Annotated in this window: 13 protein-coding genes; 2 read left to right on the forward strand and 11 right to left on the reverse strand. The window is 73.0% G+C overall.

What is annotated here, in order from left to right:
* Positions 1-21 precede the first annotated feature (21 nt).
* On the reverse strand, positions 22-1,299 hold the full coding sequence (locus ABZ945_RS30275; protein WP_361276016.1) for an MFS transporter: 1,278 nt from the start codon (positions 1,297-1,299) through the stop codon (positions 22-24).
* A gap of 234 nt (positions 1,300-1,533) precedes the next feature.
* Positions 1,534-2,214 carry a FadR/GntR family transcriptional regulator gene (locus ABZ945_RS30280; RefSeq protein ID WP_361276018.1) on the reverse strand — a complete coding sequence of 227 codons (681 nt, stop codon included), beginning with the start codon at positions 2,212-2,214 and terminating at the stop codon, positions 1,534-1,536.
* A gap of 194 nt (positions 2,215-2,408) precedes the next feature.
* Between ABZ945_RS30280 and lpdA the strand changes: the two genes are divergently transcribed.
* Entirely contained in the window at positions 2,409-3,812 is a 1,404-nt protein-coding gene (gene lpdA, locus ABZ945_RS30285; protein ID WP_361276021.1) for a dihydrolipoyl dehydrogenase, read from the forward strand.
* 557 nt (positions 3,813-4,369) lie between these two features.
* Here lpdA and ABZ945_RS30290 read toward each other — a convergent pair.
* From ABZ945_RS30290 to ABZ945_RS30330, 9 genes are all read right to left on the reverse strand, one after another.
* A complete protein-coding gene (locus ABZ945_RS30290) occupies positions 4,370-5,158 on the reverse strand; it encodes an HAD family hydrolase (protein WP_361276058.1) in 789 nt (262 codons plus the stop codon).
* 86 nt (positions 5,159-5,244) lie between these two features.
* Entirely contained in the window at positions 5,245-6,534 is a 1,290-nt protein-coding gene (gene serS, locus ABZ945_RS30295; RefSeq protein ID WP_361276024.1) for a serine--tRNA ligase, read from the reverse strand.
* A 556-nt stretch (positions 6,535-7,090) separates the two neighbouring features.
* Positions 7,091-8,026 (reverse strand): prephenate dehydratase, encoded by a 936-nt coding sequence (gene pheA / locus ABZ945_RS30300; protein WP_361276027.1) that lies wholly within the window; start codon positions 8,024-8,026, stop codon positions 7,091-7,093.
* Between the two features lie 180 nt (positions 8,027-8,206).
* Positions 8,207-9,580 (reverse strand): iron uptake transporter deferrochelatase/peroxidase subunit, encoded by a 1,374-nt coding sequence (efeB, locus tag ABZ945_RS30305; RefSeq protein WP_361276030.1) that lies wholly within the window; start codon positions 9,578-9,580, stop codon positions 8,207-8,209.
* An 8-nt stretch (positions 9,581-9,588) separates the two neighbouring features.
* Positions 9,589-11,724: a copper resistance protein CopC gene (locus ABZ945_RS30310; RefSeq protein WP_361276033.1), complete on the reverse strand. Its 2,136-nt coding sequence runs from the start codon at positions 11,722-11,724 to the stop codon at positions 9,589-9,591.
* Between the two features lie 19 nt (positions 11,725-11,743).
* Complete coding sequence (locus ABZ945_RS30315) at positions 11,744-12,256, reverse strand: copper chaperone PCu(A)C (RefSeq protein WP_361276035.1); 513 nt, start codon at positions 12,254-12,256, stop codon at positions 11,744-11,746.
* Positions 12,253-13,020: an SCO family protein gene (locus ABZ945_RS30320; protein WP_361276037.1), complete on the reverse strand. Its 768-nt coding sequence runs from the start codon at positions 13,018-13,020 to the stop codon at positions 12,253-12,255. Before ABZ945_RS30320 ends, ABZ945_RS30315 begins: the two co-directional genes overlap by 4 nt.
* Before the next feature lie 287 nt (positions 13,021-13,307).
* The gene (locus ABZ945_RS30325; protein ID WP_361276040.1) at positions 13,308-14,090 is read right to left on the reverse strand and encodes a YcnI family protein; all 783 of its coding nucleotides are present in this window, start codon (positions 14,088-14,090) and stop codon (positions 13,308-13,310) included.
* 92 nt (positions 14,091-14,182) lie between these two features.
* Positions 14,183-15,064: a hypothetical protein gene (locus ABZ945_RS30330; RefSeq protein ID WP_361276043.1), complete on the reverse strand. Its 882-nt coding sequence runs from the start codon at positions 15,062-15,064 to the stop codon at positions 14,183-14,185.
* A gap of 287 nt (positions 15,065-15,351) precedes the next feature.
* On the opposite strand from ABZ945_RS30330, the gene ABZ945_RS30335 reads away from it, so the two are divergent.
* Positions 15,352-15,819, forward strand: coding sequence for an ATP-binding protein (locus ABZ945_RS30335; protein WP_361276045.1), 468 nt, complete (start codon positions 15,352-15,354; stop codon positions 15,817-15,819).
* Positions 15,820-15,964 lie beyond the last annotated feature (145 nt).

The raw sequence follows: 15,964 nt of genomic DNA on the forward strand, positions 1-15,964 counted from the left end.
GCCGAACCGTCGATCCGCCGGCTACACGCGCCGGTCGCGGGCGGCGAGGAGCCCCACCCCCAGCGCCGCCGCGCATACCGCGAGGACCAGGACGATCGGCACCGTCCAGCCGCCCGTCGCCTGGTGGACCGCACCGGCCGCCAGCGGACCCGCCGCGGCCAGCAGATAGCCGACCGTCTGGGACATGCCGGAGAGCCGCGAGGCGGTCGCCGCGTCACCGCTGCGCAGCACGATCAGGGTGAGCGCCAGGCCCACCGCCCCGCCCTGCCCGATGCCCAGCAAGCCGGACCAGACCCACGCGCCGGCCACCGGAGCGGCCAGCAGACCGGCATAGCCGGCCGCGACGAGCCCGGTCACCAGGACGACCAGGGGGCGCTGGCTGCGCATCCGGCCCGCCAGCAGCGGCACCAGGAAGGCCCCCGCGACCTGCACCAGGTTGTTGAAGGCGAAGACCACACCCGCCGTCGAACGGCTCATCCCGTGGTCGGTGAGGAGGGTCGGCAGCCAGGCGATCAGGACGTACGTCCACAGCGACTGCAGCCCCATGAAGAGGGTGACCTGCCAGGCCAGCGCCGACCGCCACACACTCCGACCGGTGCCGGTGCCGGTGCCGGTGCCGGTGCCGGTGGACCGGAGCTCATGCCCCGTACGCCCCCGCGCGATCAGCACCTGCGGCACCCAGGCCACCGCCGCGACCAGTGCCAGCAGCGACCAGAACGCCAGCGAGGCCTGCCAGCTGCCGCCGAAGGCGTGCTCCAGGGGGACCGAGGCGGCGGCCGCCAGGGTGGCCCCGGCGATCATCGAACCGGTGTAGACCGAGGTCATGGCGGCGGCCCGGTCCGGGAAGTCCCGCTTGATCAGACCCGGCATCAGCACATTGAGCAGGGCGATCGCGCTGCCCACCAGCACTCCGCCGCCGTAGAGCGCGTACGTGGAGGGGGCGACCCGCAGCAGGATCCCCGCCGCCAGCAGCACCAGCGCGCCGCAGAGCACCCGTTCCGCGCCGAACCGCCGGGCGAGCCAGGGCGCGACGGCGGCACCGGCGCCGAGGAACAGCACCGGCACCGAGGTCACCAGCGAGGTCGCCGTGGCGGACAGCCCGAAGTCGCCGCTGATCTCCCCGACCAGTGGGGACACCCCGGCCAGCGCGGCCCGCATGTTGAGCGAGGCGAGCACGATGCCGACGAGCAGCAGCACCGGGTGGGCGAGCAGCGCCCGCCGAGCCGCCGACGCCTGCGGGGAGGGCCGCACATCGACTTCGGCGTCCAGCAGCAACTGCTCGGCATCGGGACGTGGCATGGGGCGGCACCTTTCACAGCGTTCATCGGTCTTGCGGACGGCCCGGGAGGGGCCGGTAGGGCCGGTAGGCGGGCGCCACACCCAGTGGGAGCGAGCCTGGCGGAGGCTCGGGGCGGCGCGGAACGGGCCTTCGGCATGCGGGCCAGCGGCTCGGAACATGGGTTCGGACATGGGCACACCCGCCACCGGCTCCGGCCCCGGCGTCGACCGGGCGCGGCTCGGCCCGGCTCCGATTCAGCGGTGGCGGTGGACGATGGCGCGGACCGTCTCCATGGGAGCTCGGAGCAGTTCCCGTACGGCGGTGTCCGCCGCGTCCGGGTCGCTCTGCTCGATGGCGACGACCAGGGCCGTGTGTGCGTCCAGATGGATCGACGGCATCTCCTGGTCGCCGAGCGAGGCGACCAGGCTCTCGTGCACCTGGACCGAGAAGAAGCGGTAGACCTCGGTGAACGCGGCGTTGTGGCTGGCCTCCACCACCGCACGGTGGAAGGCGACATCCGCGTCGGCGGCGCGGTCGCCCTGCTCGTGGAGGGTCGAGAGCGCCGCCCGCAACCGCAGCAGGTCATGCGTGTCGCGCCGCTCGGCGGCCAGCCGGGCCGCCTCGGTCTCCAGCGCCATCCGCAGCTCCAGCACGTCCAGGGCGCCCGCCGCGCGTACGGTGCGGAGCACCGCGGCCGGGTCGGCGGTGGAGCGGACGAAGGTGCCGTTCCCCTGGCGGGACTCCAGCAGGCCCGCGTGGACCAGGACCCGCACGGCCTCGCGCACGGTGTTGCGACCGACGCCGAGCTGCTCGGCGAGGTCGTGCTCGGTGGGGATGCGGTCGCCCACCGCCCACTCCCCATCGGCCAGTTGGGCGCGCAACTGCTCGACCACGGTGTCCACCAGGGACATGCGCCCCGCTGCCCGCAGAGCCATGAGCACTGCTCCCTTCCCCTGTCGTTTCTCCAGTTGCCCGGTCATCCTACAACTTATCCACAGGCCCGGACGGCCGGGGGCCGCCGGGCTTACTGTGGGCACGGATCACCACCGTGCGAGCCCGCACCACGGGAGGCCGGCCGGTGCCGCACAAGCACGCAAGCTGGGCACATCACACACCTGGGGAGCACGCCATGTCAGACCGCTTCGACGTCGTCGTACTCGGAGCAGGCCCCGGCGGTTACGTCGCCGCCATCCGCGCCGCCCAGCTGGGCAAGCGGGTCGCGGTCGTGGAGGAGAAGTACTGGGGCGGCGTCTGTCTGAACGTCGGCTGCATCCCCACCAAGGCCCTGCTGCGCAACGCGGAGCTGGCGCACATCTTCACCCGTGAGGCCAAGACCTTCGGCATCAAGGTGGAGGGCGAGGTGTCCTTCGACTACGGAGAGGCGTTCAAGCGCAGCCGCCGGGTCGCGGACGGCCGGGTCAAGGGCGTCCACTACCTGATGAAGAAGAACGGCATCACCGAGTTCACCGGCCGGGGCACCTTCCTCGACGCCAACTCGCTTCAAGTGGACCTGGCCGACGGGTCGTCCACCACGATCTCGTTCGACCACTGCGTCATCGCCACCGGCGCGACCCCCCGCCTGCTGCCCGGCACCCGGCGCAGCGAGCGGGTGGTGACCTACGAGGAGCAGATCCTCGACCAGGACCTGCCCGGGTCCGTCGTGATCGCCGGAGCCGGTGCCATCGGCGTGGAGTTCGCCTATGTGATGCGGAACTACGGGGTCGAGGTCACCATCGTCGAGTTCCTGGACCGTCTGGCGCCGCTGGAGGACAAGGACGTCTCGGCCGAGCTGGCGAAGCAGTACCGAAAGCTCGGCATCAACGTGCTGACCTCGACACGGGTCGAGTCCATCGACGAGTCCGGCGACCAGGTGCGGGTGACGGTCACCGGCAAGGACGGCGCCGAGAAGGTCCTGGAGGCGGACAAGGTGCTCCAGGCGATCGGCTTCGCGCCGAACGTCGACGGCTTCGGTCTGGACAAGACGGGGGTGCGGCTCACCGAGCGCGGGGCCATCGAGGTGGACGGGCGGTGCCGGACCTCGGTGCCCAACATCTACGCCATCGGCGATGTCACCGCGAAGCTGATGCTGGCTCACACGGCGGAGGCCATGGGCGTGGTCGCCGCGGAGACCATCGCGGACGCGGAGACCATGGAGCTCGACTACCCGATGATTCCGCGGGCCACCTACTGCCAGCCGCAGATCGCCAGCTTCGGCTGGACCGAGGAGCAGGCCCGGGAGAAGGGCTTCGACGTCAAGGTCGCCAAGTTCCCCTTCACGGCGAACGGCAAGGCCCACGGCCTCGGCGACTCCACCGGCTTCGTCAAGCTGATCAGCGATGCCACGTACGGCGAGATCATCGGCGCCCATCTGATCGGCCCGGATGTGACGGAGCTGCTGCCGGAGCTGACCCTGGCCCAGCAGTGGGACCTGACGGTGCACGAGGTCGCCCGTAACGTCCACGCCCACCCGACGCTCGGCGAGGCAGTGAAGGAGGCGGTGCACGGACTGGCAGGCCACATGATCAACTTCTGACGCGTGCGCCGCCGTCCCCCGGGGCTGTTCCGGACTGCTCCGACCGGCTGGATCGGTGCACCGACCGAGCCGAGAGGCACCACGGGACGGGCAGCGGGAGGGGGTGGGCACCGGGAGGGGCGGCCCGCGCGGAAAGCGCGCTCGAAGCGGCCGCCCCGGGCGGCGCCGGGCGGGGCACTCGGAGTCGTCGCTGGACTCCGGTGCTCGACGCCCCGCGGCCTGCCCCGCTGAGGGTGCGGCGGCCCGCGCCCCCCGGTCCCGGTGCGTCATCACTGTGCCTCGGCCCGGGGCACGGGCACCACTGAGTTTCCGTGGTGAGGAGGAGGGGTGCGGGGGTGGGGGGTGGGGGGGAGGGGGACCCCCCCAAATACCCAAGTGATTGAGTACGGCAAACCCGAGAGCGCCCCCACCGGACACCGCCCCAACCGAAGCCGGTGAGCCGGTTCACCCCGCCGCGAGAAGCCGGTTCACCCGCCACGAGGAGCCGGTTCACCCCGCCACGGGAAGCCGGGTCACCCCGCCACGAGAAGCCGCTTCACCCGCCACGGGAAGCCGGGTCACCCCTCTGCGAGGAGCTGTTCCAGCACGACCGCGATGCCGTCGGCGTCGTTCGACGCCGTGACCTCGTGGGCGACGGCCTTGAGGTCGTCGTGGGCGTTGGCCATGGCGACGCCGTGCTCGGCCCAGGCGAACATGGGGATGTCGTTGGGCATGTCGCCGAAGGCGATGGTCTCGAACGCCTTCACGCCCAGCCGCCGTGCCGCCAGCGAGAGACCCGTGGCCTTACTCAGGCCCAGCGGCAGGATTTCCACGATGCCCGAACCCGCCATGACCACGTCCACCAGGCTGCCGACGGCCTGCCGCGCGGCGGCGGCCAGGGCGTCGTCGTCAAGGGTGGGGTGCTGGATGTACACCTTGTTGAGCGGCGCCGACCAGAGATCGGCCGGGTCCTCGTACGGCAGGTAGGGCAGCGGCCCCTCCTGGACCCGGTAGCCGGGGCCGACCAGAACGTCCCCGTCGAGCCCGTCCCGGCTCGCGGCGATGGCGAGCGGGCCGACCTCGGCCTCGATCTTCGACAGCGCCAGCCCCGCCAGCTGCCGGTCCAGCGTCACCGAGGTGAGCAGCCGGTGCTCACCCGCGTGGTAGACCTGCGCGCCCTGGCCGCACACGGCGAGACCGTCGTAGCCGAGGTCGTCCAGGATGTGCCGGGTCCAGGGGACCGAGCGCCCGGTCACCACGATGTGCGCGGCCCCCGCCGCCGTGGCGGCGGCGAGCGCGTCGCGGGTGCGCTGCGAGACGGTGTCGTCGGAGCGCAGCAGCGTGCCGTCCAGGTCGGTCGCGACCAGCTTGAACGGGAACGGGGACCGGCGGGTGGCGGACTGGAGGGGGAAGGAGGCCGGCTGGGTGGGGGCGGCGGGGCCGGGGAGCGTGGTCACTTGGCGAGGGGCTCCAGGATCTCGCGTCCGCCCAGGTAGGGGCGGAGCACCTGCGGGACGAGCACCGTGCCGTCGGCCTGCTGGTGGTTCTCCAGCAGCGCGACGATGGTGCGCGGCACCGCGCACAGGGTGCCGTTGAGCGTGGCCAGCGGCTGCACCGTCTTCTTGCCCTCGCGCTCCTCGCGCATCCGCACGGACAGGCGGCGGGCCTGGAAGCTGTCGCAGTTCGACGCGGAGGTCAGCTCGCGGTACTTGCCCTGCGTCGGGATCCAGGCCTCGCAGTCGTACTTACGCGAGGCGGAGGCGCCCAGGTCGCCGGTGGCGACGTCGATCACCTGGAACGGCAGCTCCAGCGAGTTCAGCCACTGCTTCTCCCACTCCAGCAGCCGCTTGTGCTCGGCCTCGGCGTCCTCGGGTGCGACGTACGAGAACATCTCCACCTTGTCGAACTGGTGGACCCGGAAGATGCCCCGGGTGTCCTTGCCGTAGGTCCCAGCCTCGCGCCGGTAGCAGGGGGAGAACCCGGCGTACCGCAGCGGCAGCTTGTCGGCGTCGAGGATCTCGTCCATGTGGTACGCCGCGAGCGGCACCTCGGACGTGCCCACCAGGTAGTAGTCGTCCTTCTCCAGGTGGTAGACGTTCTCGGCGGCCTGGCCGAGGAAGCCGGTGCCCTCCATGGCGCGCGGCCGGACCAGGGTGGGCGTCAGCATCGGGATGAACCCGGCCTCGGTCGCCTGGGCGATGGCCGCGTTGACCAGGGCCAGCTCCAGCAGGGCGCCGACCCCGGTGAGGTAGTAGAAGCGCGAGCCGGAGACCTTGGCGCCCCGCTCCATGTCGATGGCTCCGAGCGCCTCGCCCAGCTCCAGGTGGTCCTTGGGCTGGAAGCCCTCGGCACCGAAGTCCCGGATGGTGCCGTGCGTCTCCAGGACGACGAAGTCCTCCTCGCCGCCCTCCGGGACGTCGGGGTGGACCAGGTTCCCCAGCTTCAGCAGCAGCTGCTTGGCCTCTTCGTCGGCCTCGTGCTGCTGGGCGTCGGCGGCCTTGACGTCCGTCTTCAGCTGCTCGGCGCGCTGCAGCAGCTCGGCCCGCTCCTCCGGGGAGGCCTTGGGGATGCGCTTGCCCAGTGCCTTCTGCTCGGAACGCAGTTCGTCGAAGCGGACACCGGACGACCTGCGCCGCTCGTCGGCGGAGAGCAGGGCGTCGACGAGGCCGACGTCCTCTCCACGGGCGCGCTGGGAGGCGCGAACACGGTCGGGGTCCTCACGGAGCAGGCGAAGGTCAATCACCCCACCAGGCTACCGGTGCCGGACGGCGGCCCCTTCACGGATTTACGGCGCGTGTCGTTACGTACGGAAAGCCCGAAATGGGGCGGCTTGGGCTGAGGGGGTCGCGGAGGGGCGGGGGCCGCTTCGGCCCTGGCGCCCGGCGGGACGGGCGGTGCGTGGCGACCGCGGTTGTCCACAGCCCGACCGTGGGAGGGAATTGTTATCCACAGGCTGTGTGGAAGTTCTGTGGATCAGCGAGTGGATCAGTGGGAACTTCCGAATTGATCATTCCGGAGTTATTTCTCTGCTGCGGAATGCCGGGCAAACCTGGGACTTCCCACTCATTCGAGTGGGAAATCAGCTCTCAAAAGGGGCGATCGGTGGAATCGGGACATCGGGGCGGGGGAGCGGGGCTCCATCCCGCTTGAGCCCCACCGGGACCCGGCCGGCGCTCTCTGGGGGCGATTTGTCGACCCCGCCTTGACCGATGTCGACTTGTCCCCAGGTCGAGAAGCAACCCTGTGGATAACTTTCCCCCGGGACCCGGTACGCCCCGAGCCCCCGCCCCCGTACGGTCTCAGGCCCGGCCGTCCTGGCAGCGGGCCAGCCAGTCCGAGGCCGCCGTGAAGTCCGCGTCGGACATCCCCGGGTGCAGTGGGGTGACGTCCTCGACGGTGGCACCGGCCCGGGGGTACGAACCGAGGAACCGCACCTTGGCGCAGCTCCGCTTCAGCCCCATCAGCGCCTCGCCCATCCGCAGGTCCGCGATATGGCCCTCGGCGTCGATCGCGAAGCAGTAGTTGCCGATACCGGCGCCCGTCGGACGGGACTGCAGCAGCATCAGGTTGACCCCGCGCGCGGCGAACTCCTGGAGCAGGGCCTGCAGGGTGCCCGGGTGGTCCTCCTGCTGCCAGACCACCACCGAGGTCTTGTCCACGCCGGTGGGCGCGGCGGGCCGGGCCGGACGGCCGACCAGCACGAACCGGGTCTCCGCGTTGGCGGCGTCATGGATGTCCCGGACCAGGGTCTCCAGCCCGTACCGCACCGCGGCGAACTCCCCGGCGAACGCGGCGTCGTACCGGCCCTCCTGCACCAGCCGCGCGCCGTCCGCGTTGGAGGCGGCCGACTCCCACACGGCCTCCGGCAGATGGGCGCGCAGCCACTTGCGCACCTGCGGCTGGGCCACCGGATGGCCGGTCACCGTCTTGATGTCGGTGAGCTTGGTGCCCGGCCGCACCAGCAGCGCGAACGCGATGGGCAGCAGGACCTCGCGGTAGATCATCAACGGCTCGCCGGAGGCCAGCTCGTCCAGGGTGGCCGTCACTCCGCCCTCGACCGAGTTCTCGATGGGCACGAAGGCGGCGGCTGCCTCCCCGCCGCGTACAGCGTCGAGCGCGGCCGCCACCGAGACCATGGGCACCAGCTCGCGGGTGGCGGCCTCCGGAAGCGTACGGAGGGCGGCTTCGGTGAAGGTGCCCTCGGGACCGAGATACGTATAGCGCGTGGCCGACATACCGGTCACCCTAATGCGCGCCCCGGGGCCGGGGCGGCGGTCGCCAGATGACGGACAAGGCCCCCGCCTCGGCCGCGAACCGGGCAGGGCCAGACCTCGGACGCGAACCGGGCAGGGCCCCGCCTCGGCCGCGAACCCGGACCACGGGACAAGGCCCACGGGACAAGAGGGGAACGCGGCTCAGGACTCCAGCAGCCGCTGGCCCACGTACTCGCCCTCCGCCGGGCCGCCGGGCACCGCGTACAGGCCGCTCGCCTCGTGCCGGATGAACGGCGACAGCGCGTCGCCCCGGTCGAGTTTCCGCTGCACCGGTACGAAGCCCCGGCGCGGGTCGGCCTGCCAGGCGACGAAGATCAGCCCGGCGTCCGGCTCCCCGTCCGGGCCGATCCCGTCGTGGTACGAGAAGGGCCTGCGCAGCATCGCGGCCCCGCCGTTCTGCTCGGGCGCCGAGATCCGGGAGTGCGCGTCGGCGGCGATGACCGGGCGGCCGTCGGCGCCGGTCTTCTCCAAATCGGGCTCGGTCGTCTCGGTCCCACCGGTCAGCGGGGCGCCGTCCGCCTTGCGCCGCCCGATGACCTGCTCCTGCTTCGCCAGGGACAGCTTCTCCCAGTCGTCCAGCAGCATCCGGATCCGCCTGACCACCGCGTACGACCCGCCCGCCATCCAGGCCTGGGCCCCGCCTCCGCCCCCGCCACGGCCACCGCCCGCCGGGACGAACACCCGCGCGTCGAAGTCCGGCTCGGACGGCTTGGGGTTGCCGGTGCCGTCGACCTGGCCCATCAGATTGCGGGTGGTCATCGGCTGCGCGGTGGCACCGGGCGCCCGGTTGAAGCCGTTCATCTGCCACCGGGCCTTCGCCGCCCCGCCCGCCTCCTTCTGTACGGCGCGCAGCGCGTGGAAGGCCACCAGGGCGTCGTCGGCACCGATCTGCACCCACAGGTCGCCGTTGGAGCGGCGGGCGTCGAGCCGGTCGGCGGAGAACGCGGGCAGCGGCTCCAGCTCGACCGGTCGCCGCCCGGTCAGCCCGGTGCGGTCGAAGAAGGAGGCGCCGAAGCCGAAGGTGACCGTGAGCGAGGACGGCCCCGCGTCCAGCGCCACCCCGGTGTCCCCGCCGCCCGCCGGGCGTCCCGCCATCAGCCGCTCCGCCACCGCCGACCAGCGCCGCAGCAGCGCCGCGGCCTCCCGGCGCCCGGCACCGGGCACCAGGTCGAAGGCGATCAGATGGCCCCGGGCCTGCATCGGCTGGAGGATGCCCGCCTGGTGCCGCCCGTGGAAGGGCACCCGGGACGAGCCGACCGTGGACAGCGCCGTCCCCGGTTCGGGCGCGGCGGCGGCGTGGACGGCGGCGCCGCCCGCCCCGCCGAGCACCAGCCCGGCCGCTCCGGCCGCGCCCGCGCTGCCCAGCAGCCGCCGCCGGGACACCCCGGCCCCGGACGCCTGCTCCTGGCCGGGCCGCGCCTCGGCGGGTGGCCGCTCCGAAAGCTGATGGGGCCCCTTCGCGGCTCCCTGAGCCTTCGGGTCGTTCTCGCGCTCGCGCCGGTGGTTGTGCTGCATAGCGGGGGTCAGCCGATCTTCACGTTCTTGTCGAGGGTGGTCTGGTCGATGTCGGAGGTACGGACGGTCACCTGGATCGTCCACTCGCCGGGCATCGGGATCTGCAGGCCCTCCGCGCTCCAGTGTCCGGCCGCGACGCGGTCCGGCTGTACGGGCAGCGGCCCGATCTGCTGCTCGCGCAGGGTGAAGGACACCTTCAGCTCGGGCAGGTCCAGCGGTCGGCCGTCGGTACCGTCGGCGAAGACATGCAGGGTGTTGGCGCCGGACCGGCCCGGATCGACGGTGAGCCGGATGGTGCCCTTGCCGTTCACCCCGCCGGTGTCGAACGGCAGTGTGAGCTCGACGGGCCCGGTGGGTGCCGGGGCGGTCTGGGCCGCGCCCGCCTGCGCCCGCCCGGCCTCCTCCTCCGTACGGCCGGGCTCGGTGGTCGTCAGCACGGTGGTGACGGCGAGCAGGACGACCGCCACGGCCGCCTCGGCCAGCACCGAGCGGCGCAGCCCGGAGCGGACCGGGTCGGCGTCGCGCCGCCGCTTGTCCTGGGCGGTGGCCAGGGCCGCGCGCTGCCGGGCCAGCTGCCGCGCCCGCTCGGCGGACGGCTCCGCCCCGGCGGTGCTGTCCCCGTTTCCGGCGGTGCTGCCGGCGTCCTGCTCGGTGGCTTCGCCGCCCCGCCCTGCCGCGCCCGTGGCGGCGACCGCCGCGACCGGCGCGCCCTCGGCCCCCTCCGAGGTCTCGGCCTTCTCCGGGGCCTTTGAGGTCTCGGCGGTCTCGCTCAGCCGCCCGGTCCACCGGCGGGAGAACCAGGCGAGGCCGACCAGTGCCGCGACCAGCACGACCTTGAGCACCAGCAGCCGCCCGTACGCCGTACCGGTCAGCGCGCTCCAGGTACCGACCTGCCGCCACGACTGGTAGACCCCGGTCACCGCCAGGGCCACCACCGAGCCGAACGCCAGCCGGGAGAACCGCCGTACCGCCTCCCGTTCGATCGACGGACCCCGGAACAGCACCACCAGCAGCGCCGCCAGCCCGCCCAGCCAAGCGGCCATGGCGAGCAGGTGCAGCACGTCAACCGGCATCGCCACGGCGGTCTGGATGCCGGTCGAGGCGTGCTCGGAGAGCGCCCAGGTGGCCGCGATCCCGGCCGCGACGACCGTGCCGCCGACCGCCAGGCCGAAGGACAGGTCCTTGCGCTCGCTCTCCTCCGCGCGCCGGGTGTACGCGCCGAAGAGCACCGCGACGAACAGCGCGGCGGCGCCGAGCAGCAGCAGCCGGGAGACCAGCGCCGTGCCGGTCTTGGTCTCCAGTACGGTGCCGAGGACGTCCAGGTCGAAGGCGTCGGCCACCGAGGCCTCCGCGCCCGGTTCGGCGCCCACCCCCGTATAGGGCCCGCGCAGCAGCAGCTGGACCAGGGTGGCGCCGGTCAGCGCCACCCAGCCGCGTACCACCAGCCGCTGCAGCGGCCGTACCGCCGCCCCGCGCGGCCAGCAGGCCAGTACGAACGCGCCGCCGCCGACGAGCAGGATGAAGCCGCCGTACGAGACGTAGCGCGCGATCCCGTACAGCACCCCGACCAGCCCGCCGCCGGCCTCCGCCTGCGCCACCACCGCCCGCTGCTCCGAGGGGGCGCCGATGGAGAAGGTGAACGCCCCGGAGATCGGGTGGCTGTCGGCGGACACCACGCGCCAGGCGACGGTGTACGTGCCGTCCGGCAGCCCGGAGTGCAGCCCGACCGAGTGCCGGACCTCGCCGCCGCCGCTCCGGTCCCGGACCGTGCCGGTGTCGGCCCGCTTGCCGCTGGGTTCCAGGACCCGGATCGAGTCGTCGCCCATGGCGACCTGCTCGGAGAAGGTGAGCGTCACCTCCTTCGGGGCGGCCTTGACGACCGCGCCGTCCCGGGGGTCGCTCGCGGTCAACGCGGCGTGCGCGGACGCGGGCGCCGCCCCGGCGAGCACGGCGCCGAGGAGCGCGGCCAGCACCAGCAGCAGCCGTACGGCCACCGGGGCGGGCCGGCCGTCCCCGGGCCGTACGCCCCAGCCGCGGATCCGGTCCCGGCCGTGGATCCCGTTCCGGCCTCGGATGTGGTTCCGGGCGGGGGCTCGGCCGCGGGTGGGGGTGCCGGTGGCGGTCCCCGGGGCAGTGGCCGTCATGGTGTCTCGTCCCCGTCTCTCAGTGGTGGGCGGAGCCGTGGGCCGTGTGGCCGGACGCGGGGTTGTGGGTGGGCGCCTCGACGGGCAGCTCGATCCGGATCGGGCCGGACTTCTCGAAGCGCAGCTCCACCGCCACCTTCTCGCCCTGCTTCGGCTGCTTCTTGATCTCCATGAACATCAGATGGCTGCCGCCCCGTTCGAGGTGCAGCTCACCGCCGGCGGGGATGTCGAACGACTCGACCTCCCGCATCCGCTGGTCCTTCGTCTCGTGGATCTCTACGTCGTCGGAGAGCGGGCTGCTCACCGCGACCAGCTTGTCCGCGCCGCCACCGGTGTTGGTGACGGTGAGGAAGCCGCCCGCGGTGTCGCCCACCGGCTGCGGCATATACGCGTCGGCTACCTTCAGCCGCGGCGCCGAGCCCGCCTCCGTACCGCTGTCGCCGTCGTGGGTGGCGGACGAGGAGCAGCCGCCGAGGACCAGTGCCGCGGCGAGTGCCATGGCGGCGCCCAGCGCCGTACCGGGGCGGGTCACGGACGCTCCCCCTTCACCAGCTTGGGCAGGTCCTTGGCGTAGTCCTCCCAGCGGGTGTCCTCGCCGTAGAGCACATAGCCCGCGTCCGACTTCGGGGAGAACGCGATCACCTGGGTGCCGTGCATGGACTCGATCGAACCGTCCTTGTTCTTCTTCGACGGCTCGATGGTGATGCCGAGCTGGCGCGCGCCCGCCTGGATGGTGGCGAAGTCGCCGGTGAGCCCGGTGAAGGACGGGTCGCCCGCGCCGGGCAGCCACTTCGCCAGCTCCGCCGAGGTGTCCCGCTCGGGGTCGGTGGTGACGAAGACGACCTGGAGCTTGTCCTGGTCGGCCTTGGGCAGCTCCTTCTTCGCCAGGGCGATGTTGCTCATGGTCAGCGGGCACACATCCGGGCAGTGGGTGTAGCCGAAGTAGACGAGGGTCGGCTTGCCCTTGGTGCGCTCGCGCAGGTCGAACTTCTCGCCCTTGGTGTCGGTCAGGACGAGGTCGGGCTTCTTGAAGGGCTGGTCGAGGACGGTCGCCGCCTTGTCCTGCGACGATCCGCCCGAGACCTGGGCGACCGAGCCGTCGCCCTTCGCCTTGGCGCCGCCGTCGCCACCGCAGGCGGTGAGGGCGAACGCGGACACGGCGACCAGAGCGGTCGCGAGGCGGGCGGTCCGGCGGCCGCCGCGGCGGTCCCGTGCCGGGCGCTGCGGCCGCTCCTCGGGCCCGGGGGCGGGGGAGGTGTCGATGTGGTGGTGCATGGGGTGGGGCTTCTCTCTCATGTTCCGGCGGTGTTCCGGCTGGTGTCCCGGGCCCGGGAAACGGGCGGGGCGGGAAGGGACGGCGAGGAGGCGGGAAGGGACGGCGAGGAGGCTGGGAGGGGACGGCGAGGGCGGCCGCCGGGGCCGGGCGGGCCAGGTCCGGATGCCTGGCCCGTCCGGTCGTCCGGGGCTGCTCACCGCCGTATCCGCCCCACGGCTCATCCCGGCCGCGAGCGGTCCGCTCCTTCGAGCCGTCCGCGCCCTCGGGCAGGGTGCGCCGTCGGGCGGTCCCGGTTTCGGCTGGTGCGTCAGACGGAGCGGCGGCGGCGGGCCAGGACGCCGAACGCCACGCCCGCGGTGCCGATCACGATGCCGACGATGCCGAGGACCCGGGCCGTGGTGTCACTGGACGAGCCCTCGGAGCTGGACTCGGCGCTCGCGGTGTCGTGCTTGCCGCCGTCGTCGTGCCCGGCCTCCTTGGTGTCCTCGGCGCCCTGCCCGCCGTCCTTCTCGGCCTTGTCCTGGTCCGCCGCGCCGCCACCGTGGTGGTCGCCGGTCGCCGCGGAGAGCTCCAGCACGGGTGCCGGGGTCTCCGGCTCCTCGCCACCCTCCTTGGGCTCCTCGATCCAGCGCACGACCTCCTTGTTGTCGTACGTCTGGAGCGCCTTGAAGACGAGCTGGTCGGCGTTCTCCGGCAGCTGGCCCAGGGAAACCGGGAACTGCTGGAACTCACCGGGGCCGATCTTGGACGACGTGGCGGTCCAGGTGATCTTGGACGGGGCCTCGGTGATCTGCTTGCCGTGCACGTCCAGCGGCTTGGCGAGCTTGGCCTTGTCGACCTTGACCGTCCAGCCCGGGACCGGCTGCGGCAGCACGGAGGCCATCGGGGTGTCGGTCGGCAGGGTGACCTCCAGCTTCACGGTGGAGGCGTTGTCGCGCTCGTTCGGCACCTTGAAGTTGACGGTGGCGTAGCCGCCCTTGGCGGCCTCGCCCTGCGGCTGCACGCTGACGTGAGCGAAGGCGGGCCCGGCCAGCAGGACGACCGAGGAGGCGGCGACACCGGCGACGAGGGCGGCACGGGAAACGTTCATACGGAAGCACACTCCACGTAAGAGCAGGGATGCGGTGATATCGGTGTGCGCGCGGACGCGCCACGGCACCACCCGCTGCCGAGTGGACCGTGTCAGGCTGCGAGGACGAGTACGGCCGGAGGGCCGCGCCTGATCACCGAGTGCTGGAGTGCGTCCGCCGCACCGGGCGGCGGGGAGTCGTCACCGGTACGCCGGGTCCGGGGTCCGCACACGGGCGGCACGGGCAGTCCGCCCGCCAGCGCGCGTACGAGGGCGAGGGCGGCCCGCAGGGCGCGTACCAGCGCGCCGTCGGCCACCTCGCAGGCGCCGCGGCCGGAGAGCCGGGCCAGCCGGAGCAGGGCCAGGTCGCCTCGGCGCAGCAGCCAGCCGGTGGCCAGCGCCGCCAGCAGATGGCCCAGGAGCATGGGGAGGCCGGGCAGCAGCGCCGCCGACGCGGCGGCTCCGTGCGCGGTGTGCGCCCCCTGCCCGGCCGTGGCGGCCGTGGCGGCGTCCTGCGGGTCCAGTCCCGCGCCCGCGACGATCCGGTAGGCGTCCGCCGTGCTGATCGACCGCGGACCGGCCCCGCACACCAGCTGGGCGGCGATCCGGATCAGTGCGTCGTCCGCCTGCCCGCCCGCGCCCGCACCGCTCGCGGCGAGGTTCCCGCCGCCGGCGCGGGAGCCGCCGAGCAGGGTGTGCAGCAGATGCTGGTAGCGCTCGCCCAGCCCGAACAGCGCATGCAGGCCGAGTTGGCCTCCGGCGAGGGCCGTCGCGATGAGCGGCAGGGAGCGCTCGCGCCCGGCGAGCGGGACGATCGCCGCGAACACCCCGAGGAAACCGGCGACCAGGGTCCACCAGGGGACCGTCGCGCAGGCCGCCAGGGCGTGGCCCACTCCGGACAGCGCGACGCAGACCGCGGCGAACACCGCGGCCCTCAGCAGTCGCGGAAGCACCCGCGGACCGGTGGTCGGGGCGTACCCGGAGGGGGCAGACATGGCCGGGCCATCATCGCACTGCCGCACCCGCCGCCCTACGGCAGGTCCGGAACATCACCTTTGGGACCGACCCGGGTCGGCCGCTCCCCTAGCGGTGCGCTACCCGTGTGCCCCACCACCCGTGTGCCCCACCACCCGTGCGCTCCTCCGCGCCCGCGCTCCACTACCCCGTCGTCCGGGCTACCCGCATCCGCCGAACGGGCGCGCTCCTGTCAACCCCGCGCTTACGGTCCGTGTCGCCGGGCAATACGTATCGGTATGTCAAGCCGCAGCCAGGAGGCTGGAGCATGAGCATCTGGTGGTCTCTCCATTTGCGGCGTGAGGCTGCGAGTGTTCCGCTCGCCCGCCGCCTTCTCCTCGGCACCATGGAGACCGCGGGCGTCGACCCGGACGTCTCGTACGACCTGTCGCTCGCCCTCACCGAAGCCTGCGCCAACGCCGTGGAGCACGGCGGCCGGACGGGGACGGGCGAGCCGTCGGCCGAGTACCGGGTGACCGCCTACCTCGACGGTGAGAAGTGCCGTATCGAGGTGGCCGACTCCGGGCCCGGATTCCCCCGGGGGCCGGTCCCGGCAGTGCGCAGACCGACCCCGGAGGCGGAGAGCGGACGGGGGCTGAGCCTCATCGAGGAGCTGGCCGACCATGTCCACTTCGGCAACCGCTCCGGCCGGGGCGGGGCCGTGGTCAGCTTCGACAAGATCGTCAAGTGGCGGACGGACGGGACGGACGCGCCGGCACCGCTCGTCGCCTCCTGATCCCCGCCTGACTCCTCCAGGAAGCAGTTCGGGGCGATGTTTCACGTGAAACATCGGTTTCACGTGGTATAAACACCCCCCCACCCCGGTGGTGGCGGGGCCCCCCCCGGGCGCCCCCCCCCGCCCGCCGCCCCCCAACCACAAC

The sequence above is a fragment of the Streptomyces sp. NPDC046887 genome, assembly GCF_040644755.1.
GTDB classification, from domain to species: Bacteria; Actinomycetota; Actinomycetes; order Streptomycetales; family Streptomycetaceae; genus Streptomyces; species Streptomyces lichenis.

Bases quoted from the DNA above. Each gene is read 5' to 3' on its own strand.
- ABZ945_RS30275 (WP_361276016.1), bottom strand. From the start codon at position 1,299: ATGCCACGTCCCGATGCCGAGCAGTTGCTGCTGGACGCCGAAGTCGAT.
- ABZ945_RS30280 (WP_361276018.1), bottom strand. From the start codon at position 2,214: ATGGCTCTGCGGGCAGCGGGGCGCATGTCCCTGGTGGACACCGTGGTC.
- lpdA (WP_361276021.1), top strand. From the start codon at position 2,409: ATGTCAGACCGCTTCGACGTCGTCGTACTCGGAGCAGGCCCCGGCGGT.
- pheA (WP_361276027.1), bottom strand. From the start codon at position 8,026: ATGTCGGCCACGCGCTATACGTATCTCGGTCCCGAGGGCACCTTCACC.
- efeB (WP_361276030.1), bottom strand. From the start codon at position 9,580: ATGCAGCACAACCACCGGCGCGAGCGCGAGAACGACCCGAAGGCTCAG.
- ABZ945_RS30310 (WP_361276033.1), bottom strand. From the start codon at position 11,724: ATGACGGCCACTGCCCCGGGGACCGCCACCGGCACCCCCACCCGCGGC.
- ABZ945_RS30320 (WP_361276037.1), bottom strand. From the start codon at position 13,020: ATGAGAGAGAAGCCCCACCCCATGCACCACCACATCGACACCTCCCCC.
- ABZ945_RS30325 (WP_361276040.1), bottom strand. From the start codon at position 14,090: ATGAACGTTTCCCGTGCCGCCCTCGTCGCCGGTGTCGCCGCCTCCTCG.
- ABZ945_RS30330 (WP_361276043.1), bottom strand. From the start codon at position 15,064: ATGTCTGCCCCCTCCGGGTACGCCCCGACCACCGGTCCGCGGGTGCTT.
- ABZ945_RS30335 (WP_361276045.1), top strand. From the start codon at position 15,352: ATGAGCATCTGGTGGTCTCTCCATTTGCGGCGTGAGGCTGCGAGTGTT.